Consider the following 19640-nt stretch of genomic DNA (forward strand, 5'->3'; position numbering starts at 1 on the left):
GGACTGGGGTGACGGCGCAGACGGGTGCGTGGTTGACGTGCGCGAGCATCCCGACAGCGCGATCGGATCGTCCCCACCGCACACCCGGGCCTACCGCGCGGGTGTGCTGGAGGCTTCCGGGTTCCCGGTATCGGCGGTCGGTGACTATCTGGAGCGGCCGGGCACGGTCGTGTGGCTCGATCTGTGCGCGCCGGACCACGCCGGCCTCCAGACCATCGCCCGGCTGCTCAAGCTCGACCCGCTGGCCCTCGAGGACGCGGTCAGTCCCGGCGAGCGGCCGAAGGTCGACCGTTACCGCACCCACCTGTTCCTCAACGCCTATTCTGTGGGGCTGGATCTGGGTACTGGCGCGCTGACCGCACATGAGATATCCGCTTTTGTCACGCCTTGGGTACTGGTGACGGTCCGCGGCGATGAGGGATTCGACATCGACGCGGTCGTCCGGCACTGGGACGTGAATGCCGACCTTGCGGTGCACGGGGTCGGCTTCCTGCTGCACGGTCTGATCGACTATCTGGTCGACGGCTATTTCGACACCGTGCAGGAGCTGGATGCAGAGATCGACAAACTGGAGGATCTGCTCTTCGCGGACACCCCGGACGACCTCCTGGTCCAGCGGCGCAGTTTCGAGATCCGCAAGAGTCTGGTCCTCCTGCGCCGCGACGTGTTGCCGATGCGTGAGGTCGTCAACACCCTGATGCGTCGGGATTTTCGGATCATCGACGAGGCGATGCTCCCCTACCTTCAGGACGTCTATGACCACGTGCTACGGGCGACCGAATGGACGGAGAGCCTTCGCGATCTCGTCACGACGATCCTGGAAACCAACCTGACCATCCAGAGCAACCGCCTGAACGTCATCATGAAGAAGCTGACCGGCTGGGCCGCGGTGATCGCGGTGCCGACCGCCGTCACCGGGTTCTACGGTCAGAACGTCCCTTATCCCGGATTCGGTAGCGAGTGGGGTTTCCTCGTCAGCCTGGTCATTCTTCTCGGGTGCGCGAGCGGGCTCTACCTCGCCTTCCGGCGGCGGGGATGGCTGTAGCCGGTTCCGTTCCGGGGCCGGCTACTTGGACGCCTCGCGCAGCAGGTGTCGCGCTATGATCAACTGCTGGATCTGCGAGGTGCCTTCGTAGATCCGGAAAAGCCTCGCGTCCCGGTAGAAGCGCTCGACCGGGACTCCTCTGATGTAGCCCGCGCCGCCGTGAATCTGGACCGCCCGGTCGGCGACCCGGCAGACCATCTCGCTGCAGAAGTACTTCGTCGCGGACGGCCCGACCTTGGTGTCGGCGCCGGCGTCAAAGGCTCGCGCGGTCTCGACCACCAGCGCGCGGCCGGCGTACAGGTCGGTCACCGAATCGGCGATCATGCCCTGGACAAGCTGGTAGTCCCCGATCGGCCGGCCGCCCTGGTGTCGCTGCGCGGCCCAGGACACCGACTCGTCCACCAGCCGCTGCGCGAGCCCCACGCACAGCGCTGCAATGTGGATGCGGCCGTGGGCCAGGCAGCGCATGGCGGTCGCGAAGCCGTACCCCTCGCCGGCGTCCCCGCCGACGAGGTGGGTGTGGGGAACGCGTACCTCGTCGAGGTAGACGTCCGAGCTCCACGCACCGGCCTGCCCCATCTTGTGGTCCCGCGGTCCGATCGTGAGCCCCGGCGAGCCCTTTGGCACGATGAAGTTGGAGATGCCACGGGTCGCCGGGACGTCGGGGTTCGTGCGGGCGAACACGAAGATGGCGTCGGCGATCGGGGCGTTGGTGATGTAACGTTTGGCGCCGCTGATCACCCATTCGTCACCGTCGCGGTAGGCGCTGGTGGTCAGGGTGGACGGGTCGGAACCGGCGTCGGCCTCGGTGAGCCCGAACGACGCGGTCACCTCACCGGAGGCCAGCAGCGGCAGCCAGTACTGCTTCTGCTCCTCCGTACCGCCCTCAATGATCACATGTCCGGCGATGCCGTTGTTGGTACCGAACATCGACCGCAACGCGGGCGTCGTGTACCCGAGCTCGAAGACGAGCCGGGCCTCTTCGCTCATGGACAGCCCGAGGCCGCCGTACTCCGCCGGAATGGCAAAGCCCCACAGGCCCATCTCCTTGGTGGCGTTCCGGATGTCGAGCGGGACCTCGTCCTTCTCGTCGATCTCGTTCTCGACCGGTACGACACGATCACGGATGAACGTCCGGACGGTGGTCAGGATCTCGGAGAAGTCCGCCGCATCCATTCCGTTGCCTCCGCAGGGTTCGGGATCTCTACTGGGGTGGGGCCGGTGACCGGCAGCGCCGTGCTCGCGATCGTATCGATGATCTATACGATAAATCCACTGTTGCAGCAGTCAACCATCCGGCGGGATCGCGTGCGTCGGCACACCTGACCAGCGATGATCCCGGTAAGGGGTGGACTGCGTCGAACCGGCCGCGCCCCCACCGACTGTGAGGAGCATGACGAATGCTTGACGCCGTGATCTGTTCGCCGCTGCGTACGCCGGTCGGTGGCTTCGGGGGTGTCTTCACCGACACCCCCGCCACAGAGCTCGCCGCCACCGTGATCCGGGCACTCGTCGAGCGGACTGGTCTGCCGGCGGACGCGATCGACGACGTGGTGTTCGGCCAGTGCTACCCGAACGGGGAGGCGCCGGCGATCGGACGGGTCGCAGCCCTCGACGCCGGCCTCCCGATCGAGGTGCCGGGCCTGCAGCTCGACCGCCGCTGCGGCTCTGGCCTGCAGGCCGTGCTGCTCGCCGGCATGCAGGTGCAGACCGGCGTGGCCGACCTCGTCCTGGCCGGTGGGGCCGAGAGTATGAGCCAGGCGGAGTTCTACACGACCGGGATCCGGTGGGGGACGAGGAAGCCGAGCGTCGACCTCGTCGACCGGCTGGCGCGCGGCCGGGTCACCGCGGGTGGAAAGGACTACCCGGTACCGGGCGGAATGCTGGAGACCGCGGAGAACCTCCGCCGCGAGTACGGAATTTCCCGTACCGAGCAGGATGAGCTCGCGTTGCGGTCACATCAGCGGGCGGTCGCGGCGCAGCGGGCCGGCTACTTCGCCGACGAGATCGTGCCCGTGGCCGTCACCGACCGCAAGAAGGGCACGGTCCTCGTCGACACCGACGAGCACCCACGGGCGGATTCGAGCCTGGAGCGGCTGGCCACCCTGCGGCCGATGATGGTGCGCAGCGACCCGGAGGCAACGGTCACCGCTGGTAACGCCAGCGGCCAGAACGACGCCGCGGCCGTCTGCATGGTCACCCATCGTGAGCGGGCAGAGCAGCTCGGGCTGCGTCCGCTCGGACGCATCGTGTCGTGGGCGGTCGCCGGGGTACCGCCGCGGACGATGGGAATCGGGCCGGTTCCCGCGACCGCGCGGGCGCTGGACCGGGCCGGCCTCAAACTCGCCGACATCGACCTGATCGAGTGCAATGAGGCATTCGCCGCCCAGGTGCTGGCGGTGACCCGGGAGTGGGCGTTCGCTCCGACTGACTTCGATCGGCTGAACGTGAACGGGTCGGGCATCTCCCTTGGGCATCCGGTCGGCGCGACGGGCGTGCGTATTCTGGCGACCCTGTTGAACGAGATGCACCGGCGAGGTGTCCGCTACGGCCTGGAGACGATGTGCATCGGTGGCGGCCAGGGCATCGCAGCGGTGGTGGAGCGTATCGCCTGACGTTCTTCCGGGCAGGGCTGCCGTTGCGCTGCCCTGCCCTGTATTGCGCTGCATTGCCTTGCGCTGCCCGGCCCGGCCCTAACGGCCGGTGAACCGCGGTGGGCGGTGCTCGTTGAACGCGCTGGCGGCCTCGAAAAGATCATGGGATGGCATGAATGCGGCGTTCCAGGCCCGGACGTAGCGCAGGCCGGTCTCGACCACGGGGCTACGGGCGGCGTCCAGAACGTCCTTGACACCCGCGACGACCAGCGGCGGATTGGCCGCGATCTCCTCGGCGAAGGCATGGGCGGCGGCGAGCGTGGCGGCCGGGTCCGGTAGGACGTCGTTGACCAGCCCGATCCGCTCGGCGCGGGCCGCGGTGATGTTCCTGCCCGTCAGGGCGAGTTCCCGCAGGTGGCCGTCGCCGATGATGGCTGGTAGGCGTTGCAGGCTACCCACGTCGGCGACCATGCCGGCCTTCACCTCTCGCACGCTGAACCTCGCCTCGGTACTCGCGTACCGGACGTCGCAGGCGGCCACCAGGTCGACCCCGCCGCCGATGCACCAGCCGCTGATCGCGGCGGCGACGGCCTTGCGGCAGGCCGCGACCGTGGTGAGCGCATCCTGCATGGACCGCAGTTTGTGCAACAGCACGGTGCGCCCGCGAGCGAGACCGCCGTCGTCCCCGGTCGGTCCGATGACCTCCCCGAGCATGGTCCGCAGGTCCAGGCCGTAGCAGAAGTTGTCACCGGAGCCGGTGACCACCACGGCGCGAACGCTGTCGTCGGCGTCCAGCGCGGCGAACACCAGCGGAACCTCCCGCCAGAAGTGCGGGCCCATGGCATTGCCCTTGCCCGGGCCGACAAGCGTGACCTGAACGACCGGTCCGCGACGCTCGACCTGTAGTGACATCAGCGACTGCGTTGGTGGATCGGTGAACACGTACGGTTCCAGGCCGATCTGTTCGCGACTGATGGGTCCCCCCTATGCTGATTACTGCGGCCCTGGTGGTGGTGAGCGGTACGGCCCAGCCGTACTGCTAAGATCATCGGTAGAGGACGGCGCTCGCACTGCCGGCGAAGCCCGGCGACCGGGCCACATAGTCCATTGATGAGTTCGAGCGCAGCGTAAGGTCGAGCGTTGCCGGGACGCAGTCGTTGTAGGAGTTCACGATGAGTCTGCCCTGCACCCGGATCGTCGACCCCGCCACGTCGGTGAAGAACAGATCCGCCACACAACCGAGTTCCGGGTAGGACGCCCGTCCGACGTTGTCTCCGAGGTTACCGTTGGTCAGCGAGATCTTCACTGTGTAGGTTGCTGATCCGGGCTGGCTCACGCTTCCAGACCATGAACCCGGAAAGCCCGAAGGCATGTCGTAGGTACGCGGTGCCGGTGCCGGTGCAGCCGCGGACTGTTGCGTGGCGGGCGAGTGACCGGAACCGACGCCACCGCCGATGCCTGCTCCGGATCCGGATCCGGATCCGGCGATGGCACCGGCACCGGCACCGGCACCCGGGCCACTCATAGTTTTCAGGACGACATCGGTGGGCGGGGCGGTCGGCAGCGCAGCGGTCGGTAAGTCAGGGGTCGGGGTCGATGGTGTAGCGGTAGCCGCCGATGCCGTGCTCTGGGTACTTGTCGTGCTGCTATTTGTCACCGGTGGCCGTGCGTCGATGGTCGCGGTGCCGCCATTGCCGGTGAGCGCCAGCGCGGCCGCACCGCCGGCCAGCAGCGTGACAGCGGCTGCTGCGATGATCGCTGCCCGCCAGCGCTTCCGGCCGTCCGGTCGGTCCCGATCGCTGATGCGGTCATCCGGTTGCCAGACCCAGCCGGCGGGGGCGGACGGTGCCGGACCGATCCTGGTCACGCCGGACTGCGCCATGCCGCCCGGGTTCTCGACCGGGCGAACGGCGCCGGGCGTAGCAGCGCTGTTCGCCCGGTCCGGAGTCACGATCGTCGCGTCTGGGGGAATCAGTGCGGTCACGCCGGCGTCCGACTCGGCGCTTGCGGTGGCAGTCGCAGTGGCAGCCGCAGCACCGGTGTCGTGATCGGCATCACCTGGCGGCGGGGCTGCCGGCTGGAATCCGGAGCGCGCGAGCCGGGTCAGCTCGCCTTCGGACTCGGCTGCCGTGGGACGGGCAGCCGGGTCCTTGGTGAGCATCCAAGCGATCATGTCCCACAGGGGTGGCGGGATGTCGGCAATAGGCTCGGGTGCGTCTTCCATATGGGCGCGCAGTAACGCGATCGGGTGTGGCGCGGAGAAGGGCGGATGACCCGTCAGGAGTTCGTAGAGCATGACTCCTGCGCTGTAGACGTCGGCGGCGGGTTGCGCGTGCTCACGCTGTGCCAGTTCCGGCGCCATGTAGAGCGGCGTCCCGATCGCGCCGGTGAGGCGGGTCAGGGACCGGCCGTGGGCGAGCCTGGCCACGCCGAAGTCCGTGAGCCGCGCTTGCGGATCATCCGGGTCGGTGAGGTCGACGAGTACGTTCGCGGGTTTGAGATCGCGGTGGACGACGCCGGCCGCGTGCACGACCGTCAGCGCGCGCAGGACCTGGCAGGTCAGGGCGATGGCCGCCGGGATGGTGAGCGTTCCCCGCTCCCGGAGGTACACTCGCAGGTCCACGCCGCTGACGAGGTCCATCACGATCGCGAGGGTGTCGCCTTCGACCACGAGGTCACGGACGGCGACAAGATGTGGATCATTGAACCCGAGCAGTACGGACCGTTCCTGGACGAACCTGGCGACGACCTCGGGGTCGTCCGCGAGCTCGGCGCGCAGGACCTTCACAGCCACCTGACGATCGCCCGCCACCGTGGATCCTCGCCAGACCTGCCCGAACGCGCCGCGCCCGATTGGTTCGTGCAGCACATAGCCAGAGCCAAGTTTCCGCACGGCGCAAGCCCCTTTCCCGGAGAGATCCCGCCCATCACATCACCTCCGTGATGGGCGAGCTTCGGCCGGATTCGGCGGCGCCAGAGTCATAACTCTTTGTAATTTTTTGTGACTCTTTGCGGGCGGCCGGACCGGCCTCACCGTGGCCCGTCGGACGTCCCCCTTGCCGGTCGCCCTTACCCGGACCGGCCGTCCTCGGCCATGGGCTCGGCCGGCTCGTCCGCCTCATCGGGCTCGTCATCGGCGAGGATCCGGTAGAGCGCCCGGCGGGTATCCATGAGAATTCTCTGTGCTGCCTTGATCTGGGCGTCACTACCGGCCTGAGCGACCTGCATGACGGCTGCGCCCACGCCGAATGCCAGCGAGCGTAGGTCGGTGAGACCCTCGTCGGCGGCGGCCGCGGCGGTATCCCACGGCTTGGGCTCGCCCGCTCGGGCGTCGGTGTGGGCCCGGCCGGTGTCGGTCAGGTGGAAGACCCGCTTGCCGTCACTTTCCTCGGCGCGTACGAGGCCCTCGTCGGTGAGCAACGCGAGGACCGGGTAGACGGAACCCGGGCTTGGCCGCCACGTGCCCTGGCTGCGTTCGGCCAGCTCGTTGATCATCTGATAGCCGTGCATCGGCGCTTCGGCGAGCAGGGCGAGGATCGCCGCGCGGACATCTCCACGGCGAACCTTCGCACCGCGGCCACGGCCACGGCCGCCGAAGAAGCCTGGGCCGCCTGAACCGAAGCCCGGGCCGAAGCCGAAGCCGAAGCCCGGAGGGACCGGAGGGATGTGGCCGGATCCGCCCGGTCCCCCCGGACCGCCGTGCCGCCACCCGCCGCGACCTTCGGCGGTGGCCATTGCGGTCTGGTCGAACCGGTGCCCGCCATGCCAGCCGTGCCCACCATGCCCGCCATGCCTGTTGGACCTGCCGTGCCCCCAGGGCCATGGCCCTGGTAGTCCTTGCGTTTCCATGTGATTCTCCCAATCGGTGTATCGCGTGCGCTCACGATATATCGCGATACACTGATTGGCAATGGCAGGCGCGCGCTGGCGAAAGCTCGTGCTGCTGGCGGCCGGCAACGCCGAAGGCCGGCGTCGGCGACTGGAGTCTGCGATGCCGGCCTTCGGTATTGCCCTGCCCGTGCGATCCGTTGTGCGGGTCAGGTGTTGAGCGCTTCGTTGACGAGATGGTTCCAGGTGACCGGTCCGACGACCCCGTCGGCGCTGATTCCGACGCCCTGCTGGAACCCTCGCACCCACGCGTCGGTCAGCGTGCCGAAGACTCCGTCCACCGGAAAGGGATGGGCAGGATCCCCGGCACGGAAGTTCGCCTGGTCCTGGACGGCGCGCACCGCGTCGCCCTTCTCGCTCCGGTCGCCCTGGCGGACGACCGCGATGAGCGTCGGCCAGGTCTGGTCGCCCACTGCGCCGTCGGTCGTAAGCCCCTGTGATGACTGGAAGCCGCGCACCGCTGCTTCGGTTTGTGGTCCGAAGTTCCCGTCGACGGCCACCGTGTACCCGTGCACACGGAGCAGGAACTGTACGGTACGTACCGCTTCGCCGGTTTTACCGTTTTTCTGCATGGGCCAGGTCAGTGCCATGGTCGGTCTCCTTCAGTGCTTGGTCCTTGCGGCGACCCGTGGCGCCACCATCACTCACTATGAGTGACAATTCTATTCCCGTCAGTCGTATTTTGGGGCTGGGGGTGACCGCGGCCTGCATCAGGCGGTCGTCTCCTTATTGATCGTTTCATCGTTGATCGTGTTTGGGGTCGTCCATGGGCGTTGGGCCGGTAGCCGTCGGTGCAGCAGGGGGCCGGTCCGCAGCGACAGGTAGGTCAGAGCCGACGCCGGGATGGGAAGCCAGAAGTTCGCCAGTCGCCAGGTCACCACCCCGAGCAGCGCGATGGCCCGGGTCGTGCTGAAACCCACGAGTGTCGGTACGAGTACGCCTTCGATGATCCCGAGCCCACCGGGTGTGATGGGAATGGCTGCGAGCACGTTCGCGAGTCCGTAGGCGATCAGAAGGCCGTCCAGCGCCGTTGCATGTCCGTATGCATACAAAAACACCCATAGGGATGCGGCGTCAAGCAGCCAGTTCGCGGCTGCCCACACCGTCGCCTTGATGAGCAGGGGTTTGTCCTTGCCGAGGACGCGAAGGCGATCGGCAAGGGTGCGGATGAGCTCTTCGGCGCTGCCCGGTGACACCCCCGGCAGGCGGCCGGCGGCGGCGCGGACGATGCGGATGGACCGCTCGCTCCCGCGGGTGAGCAGTGCCACCCCGACGAACACGGCCGCGATCAGCAGCGTCCCGACCGCGGCTGCGGTGCCGTAGATCGGGTTGCCGCCCCGGGTGGGGATGGAGATCAGGAGACCGATCCACAGCATCACGTTCAGGACGACCGCTGAGCCGGCGCCCTGGATCGCCGCGGCGGACACCGCCTCGGATGCACCGACCCCGGCGCTGCGCAGCAGACGGTAGCGAAGGGCGCTCGCGGTGGCGGCGCCACCGGGCAGCATGTGGCTGACGCCGAGCGATGTCACGTCGATCCGCGCCAGCGTCCACAACGACGGCCGGCCTTCGCGGGCAAGCACACTACGGGTCAACATTGCGTAGGCAAGCAACGACGCCGCTTCCAGACACAGACCGACAGCGAGATACGTCGGCTCAACGTCCGACAGCGTCTCCAGGGCCTTGCGCGCACCCGCGAGCTGTGGAAGCAGCGCGTACTCGATCACGAGTAGGAGCACCACCACCGAGGCTCCCCGCCGCAGCCACATCGGCACCCGAACCGACATCACGTATCCATGCTGTCGGATGCCACGGCTGTCATGCGCGAACCGCTACCGACAGTTACCAATTTGTGATGTTTCGGTTGGGTAGGGCGCGTCGGTCATCGGCGCCTCGGGGATCGGCCGGCAGACGTCGGCGCCACCGGACCGCGGGTGGCCGGAGACGGGTCTGTCCGCCACCTGGACGGCCCTGCGAGCTCTGGCGCCGGGGCTCATGGTGACCCGCCGGCAAGCTGCCCTATGCCTGATCCATAGTCGCACACGGGCCTATCATCCCGGATCTAGATGACCATGCGTTCGGCGCGGGCCGTTATCGCACTGGTCGTGCCCGGTGCCGGACAAGGACGGTTACGTTGTGTGTCCTCGGTTTCATGCACAACAAGAGCGCCCGGCATTAGGGGCGTAGATCGCGAGAACCACCGGATCGCGTCAGCGGGCATTCAGGACGAGGATGCGCGGGACGGACGGCGACTCGGGACGGACGGCGACTCGGGACGGACGACATCGGGTAGGTGAACAGGGAGGGCGTCATGCAAGGGACCGGCGGTCCGAGGGCGGAGAGCATCACGACGGACATCCCACCGACGGACACATCCCAGGAGTCACCGACAGGTGGTCCGGTACCGCGGCTCGAAGGGTACCGGGTGTGGGTTGAACCATGCCCACGGCGCGTCCGGGTGAGCCTCGCCAGCGTGGTGATCGCCGACTCGAGGCGTGTGCTGTACCTGTTCGAGACCGGGCATCGGCCCGTCTACTACTTCCCGCGGGCCGACGTCCGGCTCGATCTGCTGGTCCCGACCGACCACCGCAGCCACTGCCCGTTCAAGGGGGAGGCGTCCTACTGGTCCGTTGCCGTCGGTGACGCGGGGGATCAGACCGTGGCCCGGCGCCAGATGGTGGAGAACGCGGTGTGGGCCTACCCCGAACCCCTCGCGTCCTGCCCTGATATATCCGGTCATCTGGCATTCTACTGGAACAAAATGGATGCCTGGTTCGAGGAGGACGACGAGGTGTTCGTCCATCCGAGAGATCCGTACGCGCGGGTGGACGTGATGAGGTCGTCACGGCATATCCAGGTTGTCATGGGTGGCGATGTCATCGCGGACAGTCATCGTCCCTCGCTGTTGTTCGAGACCGGCCTGCCTACCCGTTACTACCTGCCCCGGGCCGACGTCCGGATGGACCTGCTGACGCCGAGTGCGACGACGTCGCGTTGCCCGTACAAGGGGCTTGCCCGCTACTGGTCGATGACCGTGGATGGCACGGTCGTCGACATCGCGTGGAGCTACCCGGCTCCGATTCCGGAATGTCCGAAGATCGAGGCTCTGGTCTGCTTCTTCGACGAGCGGGTCGACGAGCTGATCGTGGACGGCGTGACCCAGCCCCGCCCGGCCACGAAGTGGTCGGCGCGCGGGTAGGAACGCGGTCCGCGGTGTCCGCGGCTCGCTGGTGAAAGTGCAGATCAAGCCCTGCTCGGTCGGGAACCTTATACTTCATGGTTGTGAATCGCCGGCCCACAGTTCCCGGCGGCGGGCACACTGGCGGGGTGGACGTCACGTGGTGGGGGCACAGCACAGTCCTGATCGCCGACGCCGGCACCCGGCTGCTCACCGATCCCGTCCTCGGGATGCGGGTCGCGCACCTGCGCCGGCGTGCCGGCGCACGCCCCGCGGCGGCGGCCGTACAGGTGGACGCGGCGCTCGTCTCCCACCTGCACGCCGATCATTTCGACATCCCGTCGCTTCGGCTGCTGCCGCCCACCGTGCCGATTCTGGTTCCGCGCGGCGCGGCGGCCCTGCTGCGCCGCCGGCATCCGACGCTCGCGCAGCGCTGTGTGGAGATGGTGCCGGGGGACCGCACGCGGGTACCGGCGTCAGACGGCGGTGGCGGCCTGGACGTGCTGGCCGTGCCCGCGCGTCACGACGGCTCCCGTGGCCCGTGGTCGCGCCACCGTGGCCCGGCGCTCGGTTTTGTGATCACAGGGACAGCCACGGCCTGGTTCGCCGGGGACACCGCGCTACACGACGCCATGGCCGATCTCGCCCCGCTCGGGATCGATATCGCTCTTGTCCCGGTCGGCGGCTGGGGCCCTAACCTCGGCCCCGGGCACATCGACCCGGCCGGCGCGGTCGAGGCGGTGCGGCGGACGATGCCCGCCGCCGGGACGATGCCCGCCGCCGGGACGATGCCCGCCGCCGGGACGATGCCCGCCGCCGGGACGATGCCCGCCGCCGGGACGGGATCACCCCGGACGGCACCGGGCCCGTCGGCGCCGGCGATCGCCGTGCCCATCCACTACGGGACGCTCTGGCCGATGGGCCTCGACCGCGTGCGGCCCGATCGCTTTCACGAACCCGGACGTGAGTTCGCCCGCCTGGCCGATGCCGCCCGCCTGCCCGCCGAGGTCCGGGTGCTCGCGCACGGAGAGTCGGCGACCGCGCCGGGCAACGCCATCCCGACCGCTTCCGCCGGCAACGGCTGATTGTTCTCGGCGGCGCGGGCCGCCGGTAGCGGGTCCCGACGCAGCCCGAGATGTTCGAGCCAGCCGACGAGCTGGTGGTGGATCGCGTCCGGTCCCTCGAGCGGACCGGCCGGGGCGGGCCAGCCCGCCGGGTAGACGAGCACCGCGCGGGTCTGGTCCCCACCGAGCCCACCGTGGCAGCCGACGAGCTCCTCGAAGGCGGCGACCTCGCGGGTTCCCGGGTCCACCCGACTCACCACGACGATGTCGCCGACATGGTCCATCCGCTGGTGGCGAAGCAGGTCCGTAGCCGCTCGCGAGCCGTACCCGAGCAGCGGGTTCTCGCCCTCGACCACGCCGGTGTCCAGAAACATCCGACCTCGGGCACCGAAGGCGACCGGGCCGTGCCCATGGCAGCGCACGACGACGAACCCGACGCCGGGATGGTTGATCAGGCCCCGGACCAGCGCCGGATGCAGGAACTCCAGGTGTTCGAGATCGGCGCGTCCGGCCACCTGCGGCAGGTAGACCATGGCCAGGTTCCCGGACGCGACAACGACGAGATCCGGTCGCTGTGGGTCGAGCGTGACCTCAAGTCTGGACGGGCCCAACGTGACCTGGCCGTCGTCGGTGCGGCGGCGCAGCATACGTCGGCTTGGTCCGTCGCCGGTGTCACCGCCGGTGACCTCGGTGAGCAGTGTGTTGACCGGTCCCCAGCCCTCGGCCGTGCCGGTCGCGGCGGTCGCGGCGGCACCGGGGGTCAGCAGGCCGCGGACGGTGTCGGCGAAGGACCGTCCGTAGCGTTGGCGGAAGGTCGCGCCCTGACTCTGTCCATGATCGGAAAGGACGACGAACGTGTACGGGCGCTTGACGTTCGCCGCAACCCGCTCCAGCATCGCCAGCACCCGGTCGATGCCCTCCAGGGTCTGCAGGGACTCCCGCCGGTTCGGCCCGGCATGGTGGGCCACCTCGTCGTAGTCGACGAAGTCGCAGAACACCACGGGCACTCCACGGGCCATCTGCTCGGCGATGAAGGTGACGTTGAGGTCACGCAACAGGACGTTGGTCAGCCCGCGCAGCGCGATGTACGAACCGCCGCGCCGGACCCGGGGGAAGATGTTGTCCCGGCGCTGCTTGCGGGCCTGGTGCACTTCCTTGATCATCTCGCCGATGGTGAGGACCAGCGACCGAGCCAGACCCTGCGGGCTGGCCGCGAACGACGCGTACCCCCGAGCCCGCCGCCCCGGCAGCCCAGCCTGACTGACGGTGAGCAGGCTGTGGGGGGCGTCCCCGGAGAACGCGTTGCTGATACTGACTCCGCCGTCGGCGAGCAGGCCGCGTCCGTTGCTGAACCTTCGTTCGATTTCGGCGGCGTCCCGTGGCCGGTTGGTCACAATCAGCCGCCCGGCGTCTTTTTCGTACCAACGGAAGGCGGGGACGTGCGCTGACGCGCCGTGCAGGATGCCGGCCTGGCTGGTAGGGGTCGTCGAGGGCATCCCCGTGTGCCATTCGATGAACCGGTGCGAGCCCGAGCGGACCCATCGGCTCAGCGTCGGTAGGTTTCCGGCGGTCACCGCCCACCGCAGCAGCGGCGCGGACAGCCCGTCGATCTGCACGATGACGACCCCGGGGCCGTCGAAGGAGGTGCCGTCGCCGGTGCCGTACCGGGCAACCTGGCGCATGACCTCACCGATGAACGTCTCGTCGCTGCCCGCATCGGCCAGCCAGCCGACCATCGCCGCGATCACCGCGGTGGTCCAGGCGACGCCGATGGCCGCGCCGAAGCCGCGGAAGCTGACATCCGGTTCGATACGCTGTGCCACGTAGATCACGAAGGTCTGTGCGAACAGGCCGATCAACAGCACCGCGATCCCACCCAGGGCGACCGCCAGCGCCACGAGGATGGGCCGCAGTACCGCGCCGACCACCGCGAGGATGACGACCAGCCGCATCAGCCCGGCGAGGCTGTCCACCTCGATGCCGGGCAGGAACGCGAACGCCAGGCCGAGCGCGAGCCCGCTCGCCACGGCCGACCGGATGACCCGCAGTAGCCGCCGTGGCGTCGGCGTCATCCCGCGCAGCACAACGACCCCGAGGCGCAGCCGCCCGCGCAGGAGCCGGCCGACGCCGGACCGATCCGCAACCATCTCCAGGGCAGACTAACCGGCATCCGCGCGTTTTCATGATCATTAAGAAACCGTCAACCGGATGTCCGCCGGTTTGTTGCGACTTGGACTCCAAGGCGCCGCGCCGGCGTCCACCGTGGTGCACGCGGCCACGCGGGTGCGGGCAAGCCGCTGCCGTTTGTGACTGGGTTGCTTTCCACCATCGTGGTACCTTTACACCATGGCATTGAACATCAAGGATGCTGAGACCGAGCGACTCGCGACGGAGATCGCGGCTCTTGCGAACGAGACGAAGACCCAGGCGGTCCGGGTGGCGTTGGTCGAACGCCGGGACCGCATGGCGCTGCTGCGAGCGGAGAGCCGCCGCGAGCGGCACCTACGTCACTTTTTGCTGGAGGAGGCGTGGCCGCAGATACCGACAGATCAACGTGGGGTGCCGCTCACCCGGGATGAACGCGAGGAGATCCTCGGCTACGGACCGGATGGTCTGTGATCGTCGACAGTTCGGCTCTGGTAGCTGTCCTGCTGCGAGAGCCTGACTATGAGGTCCTGCTGGATGCCCTGGCCGGGGCGTTCGGCAGGGGTGACTTCATCGGCGTCGGCACTCCGACTCTCGCCGAGACCGGTCTGGTCCTGACGTCTCGTCTCGGGGTGCTCGGTCGGACGCTGCTCGCGCGACTGGTTGACGAGGCGGGCATGACAGAAATCTCGTTCGACGCGGAACACTGGAAGGTCGCGGTCGAAGCGTTCACCCGCTATGGCCGCCGGCGTCATCCCGCCGGGTTGAACTTCGGCGATTGTTTGACCTATGCGATTGCCCGTGTTGTCGATGAGCCGCTGCTCTACATCGGCGACGACTTCGCGAAGACCGACATCCGTGCTGTCCTCTGAACAGGCAATCAGGCAATCAGGTGAGCATGTGGCGAGTATCACGGTTTATTCCGATGTAGCACATCCAAGCTATTTTGTATGAATTGTTCCGACTGCCTGTGGCGACGGGTCACGGGAAACCCTAGGATCGGCTTGGCTGCCCAACCGCATGACTCCTGAACGACTACCGCGTAGTTACACAACTGCACATTGATGCCGCTCACACCTGTGCGGGAGAGTCCACGGCATACCAGCCCGTGGCGCCGAAGGAGCAAGATCTCCCCATAAACTCTCAGGCCGAAGCAACCGCCGGGTCAGGCAGCTCTGGAAAGCGGACGCCGCAGGCGTCCCGCCGACGGTGAAAGCCAGGCGCACCGGTCCATCGGCCGGCTGCGGCGGGTGAAACTCTCAGGCATATGTACAGAGGGGGAGGTCAGCCGCGACCGGCGAGGTCCGCCGAGTTGCCCGACCTCTGGAGCGCTTCGACCGTGCCTACGAACCCTCCCTCATCCGCAGGCGGTTCCTCGACATCACGATCAACCGTCTCGCTGTCGCCCGTCCCACCGGCGTCGGGGCCAGCAGTATCCGAGTCGGCAGTATCCGGGTCGGCAGTATCCGGGTCAGCACCGTTCGGGCCGGCCGCATCCGGGACGCCAGCATCCGGGCCGGGCCCTGCACGGGCGGTGCAACCCGCCGCGTACCCGGCCGGGGCGGTGACCGGTGAGATGGTCACCTTCGTGGACCGCCATATCGGTCCGGACGTCGATCAGCGTCAGACGATGCTGGCAGAGCTCGGCTACGCCAGCCTGGAGGCCCTTACCGCGGCCACTGTGCCGGCGGTGATCCGCGACAGCGGGCTTGACCTGCCTCCCGCGGTGAGCGAGCCGGAGGTACTCGCGGAGCTGCGTCGCCTCGGCAGCCGCAACCGCCGGGTGCCGTCGATGATCGGTCTCGGATACCACCCGTCGGTGATGCCCGGGGTGATCCAGCGCAACGTTCTGGAGAACCCGGCCTGGTACACCGCATACACGCCGTATCAGCCGGAGATCTCCCAGGGACGGCTGGAGGCGCTGCTGAACTTCCAGACGATGATCACAGATCTGACGGGCCTGGATGTGGCGGGGGCTTCGCTGCTGGACGAGTCGACCGCGGCGGCCGAGGCCATGCAGCTCGCCCGCCGGGCAACCAAGGGGCTGGGTCCGAGGTTCATCGTGGATGAGGACACGTTGCCGCAGACGATCGCGGTGGTCCGCACCCGCGCCGAGGCGCTCGGCATCGACGTGGTGGTCGCGGATCTGTCAACCGTCTTGCCCGAGCACCTCGCCGAGTCGGCGTTCGGCGTCCTGCTCGCCTACCCGGGCGCCGAGGGTGCCCTGCGCGATCCGCGCACCGTGGTCGAGCAGGCGCGGGACCGCGGGATCGTCGTCGCGGTCGCGGTCGATCCGCTGGCGCTGACCCTGCTCACCCCACCGGGCGAGCTCGGTGCGGACATCGCGGTCGGCAGCACGCAGCGGTTCGGCCTGGGCCTGAGCTTCGGCGGCCCGCATGCCGGTTTCATCGCCGTCCGTGACGGTCTGGAGCGGTCGCTTCCGGGCCGGCTTGTCGGTGTGTCGGTGGACGCCGACGGCCATCGTGCCTATCGGCTCGCCATCCAGACCCGTGAGCAGCACATCCGCCGGGAGAAGGCGACCAGCAACATCTGTACGGCACAGGTGCTGCCGGCGGTACTGGCGTCGATGTACGCCGTCTATCACGGTCCCGACGGCCTGACCGCGATCGCCGAGCGGGTGCACGACCACGCGGTCCGCCTTGCCACCGGACTTCGTGCCGGTGGCGTCCAGGTCGTCCACGACTACTTCTTCGACACCGTGCTCGCGTTCGTGCCGTCCCGGGCAGCGCAGGTCCTCGCCGCGGCGCTCGCCGGTGGGCTGAACCTGCGGTTGGTCGATGCCGACCACGTCGGTGTCTCCTGCAACGAGACGACGCTGGATGCGGACCTGCACGCCGTGTGGGCGGCGTTCGGCGTCCCGGCGTTGCCGCTGCCCGCGCATCCCACGATGCCCGGTCCGGATGTCAGCGCCGCAGCGGGCCCAGCGCTGGTATCCGGGCTGCCAGCTGGACTGCCACCTGGGCTGCCAGCTGGATTGGCAGCCGCACTGGAGCCCGGCGGCGGCGCCGGCCCGGATGGCGGCACCGATGTCGACATGGCGATTCCGGCGGAGCTGTCGCGTACCACCGGCTATCTCAGTCACCCGGTGTTCCATCAGTACCGGTCCGAGACGGCCATGCTGCGCTATCTACGCCGTCTCGCGGACAAGGACCTGGCGCTCGACCGTGGCATGATCCCGCTTGGATCCTGCACGATGAAGCTCAACGCGACGACCGAGATGGCGGCGGTGACCTGGCCGGACTTCGCCGACATCCACCCGTTCGCCCCACTGGACCAGGCCGCCGGCTATCTGGAGCTGATTGGTGATCTCACCGAGTGGCTCACCGCCATCACCGGGTACGCGGCCGTGTCGCTCCAGCCGAACGCTGGCAGCCAGGGCGAGCTCGCCGGACTGCTGGCGATCCGCGCCTACCATCGTGACCACAATCCGCCGGATGCGCCCGCCCGTGACGTCTGCCTGATCCCGTCGTCGGCGCACGGGACGAACGCGGCCAGCGCCGCCATGGCTGGGATGCGGGTCGTCGTGGTGGCCTGCGACGCCGATGGCAACGTCGATCTGGCCGATCTGGCCGCCAAGGCCGCTGCACACTCCGACCGGCTCGCCGCGCTCATGGTGACCTACCCGTCCACGCACGGTGTCTACGAGGAGGGCATCGCGCGGGCGTGCGATCTGGTGCACTCCTGCGGCGGCCTGGTCTATGTCGACGGCGCGAACCTGAACGCCCTGGTGGGGCTGGCCAAGCCTGGGATGTTCGGCGCGGACGTGAGCCACCTGAACCTGCACAAGACGTTCTGCATCCCGCACGGCGGTGGTGGCCCGGGGGTCGGTCCGGTCGCGGTGGTCGAGCGGCTCGCGCCCTACCTGCCCAATCATCCGCTGCTGGCGGAGGCGGGGCCGCACACGGGCATCGGAGCGATCAGCGGGGCGCCGTGGGGGTCGGCGGGCATCCTGATGATTCCCTGGGCGTACATCCGCCTGATGGGCGCGGACGGCCTGCGCCAGGCCACGTCGGTGGCGGTTCTCAACGCCAATCACATCGCCCACCGGCTGGTGTCCTACTTCCCCATCCTCTACACCGGGCGTGATGGTCTGGTGGCGCACGAGTGCATCCTGGACCTGCGCCCGTTGACGAAGCGGACCGGGGTGACCGTGGAAGACGTGGCCAAGCGACTCGTTGACTACGGTTTCCACGCGCCGACGATGTCGTTCCCGGTTCCCGGGACGCTGATGGTCGAGCCGACCGAGAGCGAGGACCTGGCCGAGATCGACCGGTTCTGCGATGCGATGATCTCGATCCGGCGGGAGGCCGACGAGGTCGGCAAGGGCACCTGGCCCGTCTATGACAACCCCCTGCGCAATGCCCCGCACACGGCGTCGATGCTGGTCGCCGACGAGTGGGCGCATCCGTACCCGCGCACCGTCGCGGCCTATCCGGTCGTGTCGCTACGCACGTCGAAGTACTGGCCGCCGGTCCGCCGCATCGACGGTGCCTATGGTGACCGCCACCTGTTCTGCACCTGCCCGCCCGTGCAGGCCGACGCCGACCCGGATACCGCCGCCGACTGACCTCCCCGTCGGCCCGGATACCAACGCCGGCTGACCTCCCCGCCGGCCCGGATTCGACCCCCGTCGGCCAGCCACTAGCGATCTTTCGAGGTTTGTAACATCAACAAGGCCGTTTTTGCCGTACAAACCTCGAAAGATCGCGGATCAAGCCGTGGATGACGTTACGACGGCGAGGATGCGACGGCGGTCGGAACCTCGCCCTGAACACCGGTGATGCGGGCGTCGCCGAACACGGACGCGGATGCGTAGTGAGAGTAATCGTTGTCTACAACGTCCCCATCGACCCGCGTGGTCGTGAGACGCAGCCGGAGGATGCCGGTGACGTCGAGGTCGATCGGGACGGAGTTCCCGAGCCGGACGGTGTGTGATGCCAGGCGGCGGTCGTCACCGTAGATCTCGATCTGGTAGACGGCGTTGCTACGAGCGTCGTCGGCGAGACCGACCGTAGCCTGGAGCCGGCGGTAGTCTCGCCCGAGGTCGTATTCCGCTCTCGCGACATTTTTGGGGTCATCGTAATGATTTGCCTGGAGTATGACGCTGTGGGGTAGTTTGGTACCGCTGATGGATCCCGATCCGCTCTCCACCTTGCCGTCGCTCTCGATGACGGTTAGATCCGTCAGAAAACGGTCGACGTTTCCCGGTGCCGCTGTTGGTTTCGACGTCGGGTTGCCCGATCCGGCTGTCGTGGCGGGTGCACCGGTCGCGGTCGCGGGTCCGGTGGATGCGGATCCGGTGGCAGATGTGCCGGTGCCGGTGGATGTGTTCGTCGTGGTGCCGCTGTTCGTCTTCCCATCCGAAGACCTGTTGCTCAGGGCTGCGACAGCCACGATGACGACCACGAGGGCCGCCGTGCCGAGTCCGCCGATGAGCCAGGGTGACGGCTTGTGGTGTGCAGGGTTGGGCGGGGCGGGCTGCCGTGGCGGGACCCATGGTGAGGGTGCCGGCGGTTGCGGCTGCCGGGGTTCGGTCCGTGGCTGGGGCTGGGGCTGGGGCTGAGGCCGGGGCTGAGGTGGCTTTGGCGGGGCGACGCTGTAGCGGGTGATCTCCGCCGTCACCGTTGAGGGCAGCCAACCCTCACCGATGCGCAACCGCTCGTCGGTGGACGCCGCCCGGCACAGCTCGATCAACGTCGCCGGGG

General features: G+C 68.4%; 14 protein-coding genes, 1 pseudogene and 2 riboswitches. Of the genes and pseudogenes, 7 read left to right on the top strand and 8 right to left on the bottom strand.

What is annotated here, in order from left to right; all coding sequences use genetic code 11:
- Nucleotides 1-61 precede the first annotated feature (61 nt).
- On the top strand, nucleotides 62-1045 hold the full coding sequence (locus U9979_RS03955) for a magnesium transporter CorA family protein (protein ID WP_416219374.1): 984 nt from the start codon (nucleotides 62-64) through the stop codon (nucleotides 1043-1045).
- A 21-nt stretch (nucleotides 1046-1066) separates the two neighbouring features.
- Here U9979_RS03955 and U9979_RS03960 read toward each other — a convergent pair whose 3' ends face one another.
- Nucleotides 1067-2221, bottom strand: a complete 1155-nt coding sequence (locus U9979_RS03960; protein ID WP_322747730.1) for an acyl-CoA dehydrogenase family protein — start codon at nucleotides 2219-2221, stop codon at nucleotides 1067-1069.
- Between the two features lie 224 nt (nucleotides 2222-2445).
- On the opposite strand from U9979_RS03960, the gene U9979_RS03965 reads away from it, so the two are divergent.
- Nucleotides 2446-3660 carry an acetyl-CoA C-acetyltransferase gene (locus U9979_RS03965; RefSeq protein ID WP_322778314.1) on the top strand — a complete coding sequence of 405 codons (1215 nt, stop codon included), beginning with the start codon at nucleotides 2446-2448 and terminating at the stop codon, nucleotides 3658-3660.
- 78 nt (nucleotides 3661-3738) lie between these two features.
- Here the strand turns inward: U9979_RS03965 and U9979_RS03970 are convergent, their stop codons facing one another.
- The 5 genes from U9979_RS03970 to U9979_RS03990 form a co-directional block, all read right to left on the bottom strand.
- The gene (locus U9979_RS03970) at nucleotides 3739-4551 is read right to left on the bottom strand and encodes a crotonase/enoyl-CoA hydratase family protein (RefSeq protein WP_322747728.1); all 813 of its coding nucleotides are present in this window, start codon (nucleotides 4549-4551) and stop codon (nucleotides 3739-3741) included.
- Between the two features lie 133 nt (nucleotides 4552-4684).
- On the bottom strand, nucleotides 4685-6532 hold the full coding sequence (locus U9979_RS03975; RefSeq protein ID WP_322778315.1) for a serine/threonine-protein kinase: 1848 nt from the start codon (nucleotides 6530-6532) through the stop codon (nucleotides 4685-4687).
- A gap of 176 nt (nucleotides 6533-6708) precedes the next feature.
- On the bottom strand, nucleotides 6709-7488 hold the full coding sequence (locus U9979_RS03980) for a PadR family transcriptional regulator (RefSeq protein WP_322778316.1): 780 nt from the start codon (nucleotides 7486-7488) through the stop codon (nucleotides 6709-6711).
- A gap of 188 nt (nucleotides 7489-7676) precedes the next feature.
- A complete protein-coding gene (locus U9979_RS03985) occupies nucleotides 7677-8117 on the bottom strand; it encodes a peptidoglycan-binding protein (RefSeq protein WP_322747726.1) in 441 nt (146 codons plus the stop codon).
- A 120-nt stretch (nucleotides 8118-8237) separates the two neighbouring features.
- Nucleotides 8238-9314 carry a YbhN family protein gene (locus tag U9979_RS03990; RefSeq protein WP_322747725.1) on the bottom strand — a complete coding sequence of 359 codons (1077 nt, stop codon included), beginning with the start codon at nucleotides 9312-9314 and terminating at the stop codon, nucleotides 8238-8240.
- Between the two features lie 671 nt (nucleotides 9315-9985).
- Here U9979_RS03990 and U9979_RS03995 point away from each other — a divergent pair.
- Together U9979_RS03995 and U9979_RS04000 are read left to right on the top strand one after the other, a co-directional pair.
- A complete protein-coding gene (locus tag U9979_RS03995; RefSeq protein ID WP_322778317.1) occupies nucleotides 9986-10726 on the top strand; it encodes a DUF427 domain-containing protein in 741 nt (246 codons plus the stop codon).
- 77 nt (nucleotides 10727-10803) lie between these two features.
- Nucleotides 10804-11451: pseudogene (locus tag U9979_RS04000) on the top strand (MBL fold metallo-hydrolase); the annotation flags it as partial.
- Nucleotides 11452-11654: 203 nt separating this feature from the next.
- Here U9979_RS04000 and U9979_RS04005 read toward each other — a convergent pair.
- On the bottom strand, nucleotides 11655-13916 hold the full coding sequence (locus tag U9979_RS04005; protein ID WP_322778318.1) for a phage holin family protein: 2262 nt from the start codon (nucleotides 13914-13916) through the stop codon (nucleotides 11655-11657).
- Between the two features lie 199 nt (nucleotides 13917-14115).
- Between U9979_RS04005 and U9979_RS04010 the strand changes: the two genes are divergently transcribed.
- The 3 genes from U9979_RS04010 to gcvPB all read left to right on the top strand — a co-directional run bounded on the left by U9979_RS04010 (nucleotide 14116) and on the right by gcvPB (nucleotide 18502).
- Nucleotides 14116-14388 carry a type II toxin-antitoxin system VapB family antitoxin gene (locus tag U9979_RS04010; RefSeq protein WP_322747719.1) on the top strand — a complete coding sequence of 91 codons (273 nt, stop codon included), beginning with the start codon at nucleotides 14116-14118 and terminating at the stop codon, nucleotides 14386-14388.
- Nucleotides 14385-14786, top strand: a complete 402-nt coding sequence (locus U9979_RS04015) for a type II toxin-antitoxin system VapC family toxin (protein ID WP_322747718.1) — start codon at nucleotides 14385-14387, stop codon at nucleotides 14784-14786. The genes U9979_RS04010 and U9979_RS04015 overlap by 4 nt, the downstream gene beginning before the upstream one ends.
- A gap of 200 nt (nucleotides 14787-14986) precedes the next feature.
- A riboswitch (glycine riboswitch) is annotated at nucleotides 14987-15084 on the top strand.
- A 3-nt stretch (nucleotides 15085-15087) separates the two neighbouring features.
- Nucleotides 15088-15191, top strand: a riboswitch (glycine riboswitch).
- A gap of 299 nt (nucleotides 15192-15490) precedes the next feature.
- The gene (gene gcvPB, locus U9979_RS04020; protein WP_322778320.1) at nucleotides 15491-18502 is read left to right on the top strand and encodes an aminomethyl-transferring glycine dehydrogenase subunit GcvPB; all 3012 of its coding nucleotides are present in this window, start codon (nucleotides 15491-15493) and stop codon (nucleotides 18500-18502) included.
- Between the two features lie 161 nt (nucleotides 18503-18663).
- On the opposite strand, the gene U9979_RS04025 is transcribed toward gcvPB, so the two are convergent.
- Nucleotides 18664-19640: NPCBM/NEW2 domain-containing protein (locus tag U9979_RS04025; RefSeq protein ID WP_322778319.1), on the bottom strand; the 977-nt coding region annotated here is incomplete at its 5' end.

Origin of the sequence: Protofrankia sp. Cas4 (assembly GCF_963555915.1) — a bacterium.
Taxonomy (GTDB): Bacteria; Actinomycetota; Actinomycetes; order Frankiales; family Frankiaceae; genus Protofrankia.

Excerpts from the sequence above, each read along its gene's own strand:
- U9979_RS04010 (WP_322747719.1), top strand. The coding sequence starts at position 14,116 with ATGGCATTGAACATCAAGGATGCTGAGACCGAGCGACTCGCGACGGAG.
- U9979_RS03965 (WP_322778314.1), top strand. The coding sequence starts at position 2,446 with ATGCTTGACGCCGTGATCTGTTCGCCGCTGCGTACGCCGGTCGGTGGC.
- gcvPB (WP_322778320.1), top strand. The coding sequence starts at position 15,491 with ATGGTCACCTTCGTGGACCGCCATATCGGTCCGGACGTCGATCAGCGT.
- U9979_RS03980 (WP_322778316.1), bottom strand. The coding sequence starts at position 7,488 with ATGGAAACGCAAGGACTACCAGGGCCATGGCCCTGGGGGCACGGCAGG.
- U9979_RS03985 (WP_322747726.1), bottom strand. The coding sequence starts at position 8,117 with ATGGCACTGACCTGGCCCATGCAGAAAAACGGTAAAACCGGCGAAGCG.
- U9979_RS04005 (WP_322778318.1), bottom strand. The coding sequence starts at position 13,916 with ATGGTTGCGGATCGGTCCGGCGTCGGCCGGCTCCTGCGCGGGCGGCTG.
- U9979_RS03970 (WP_322747728.1), bottom strand. The coding sequence starts at position 4,551 with ATGTCACTACAGGTCGAGCGTCGCGGACCGGTCGTTCAGGTCACGCTT.
- U9979_RS03960 (WP_322747730.1), bottom strand. The coding sequence starts at position 2,221 with ATGGATGCGGCGGACTTCTCCGAGATCCTGACCACCGTCCGGACGTTC.
- U9979_RS03990 (WP_322747725.1), bottom strand. The coding sequence starts at position 9,314 with ATGTCGGTTCGGGTGCCGATGTGGCTGCGGCGGGGAGCCTCGGTGGTG.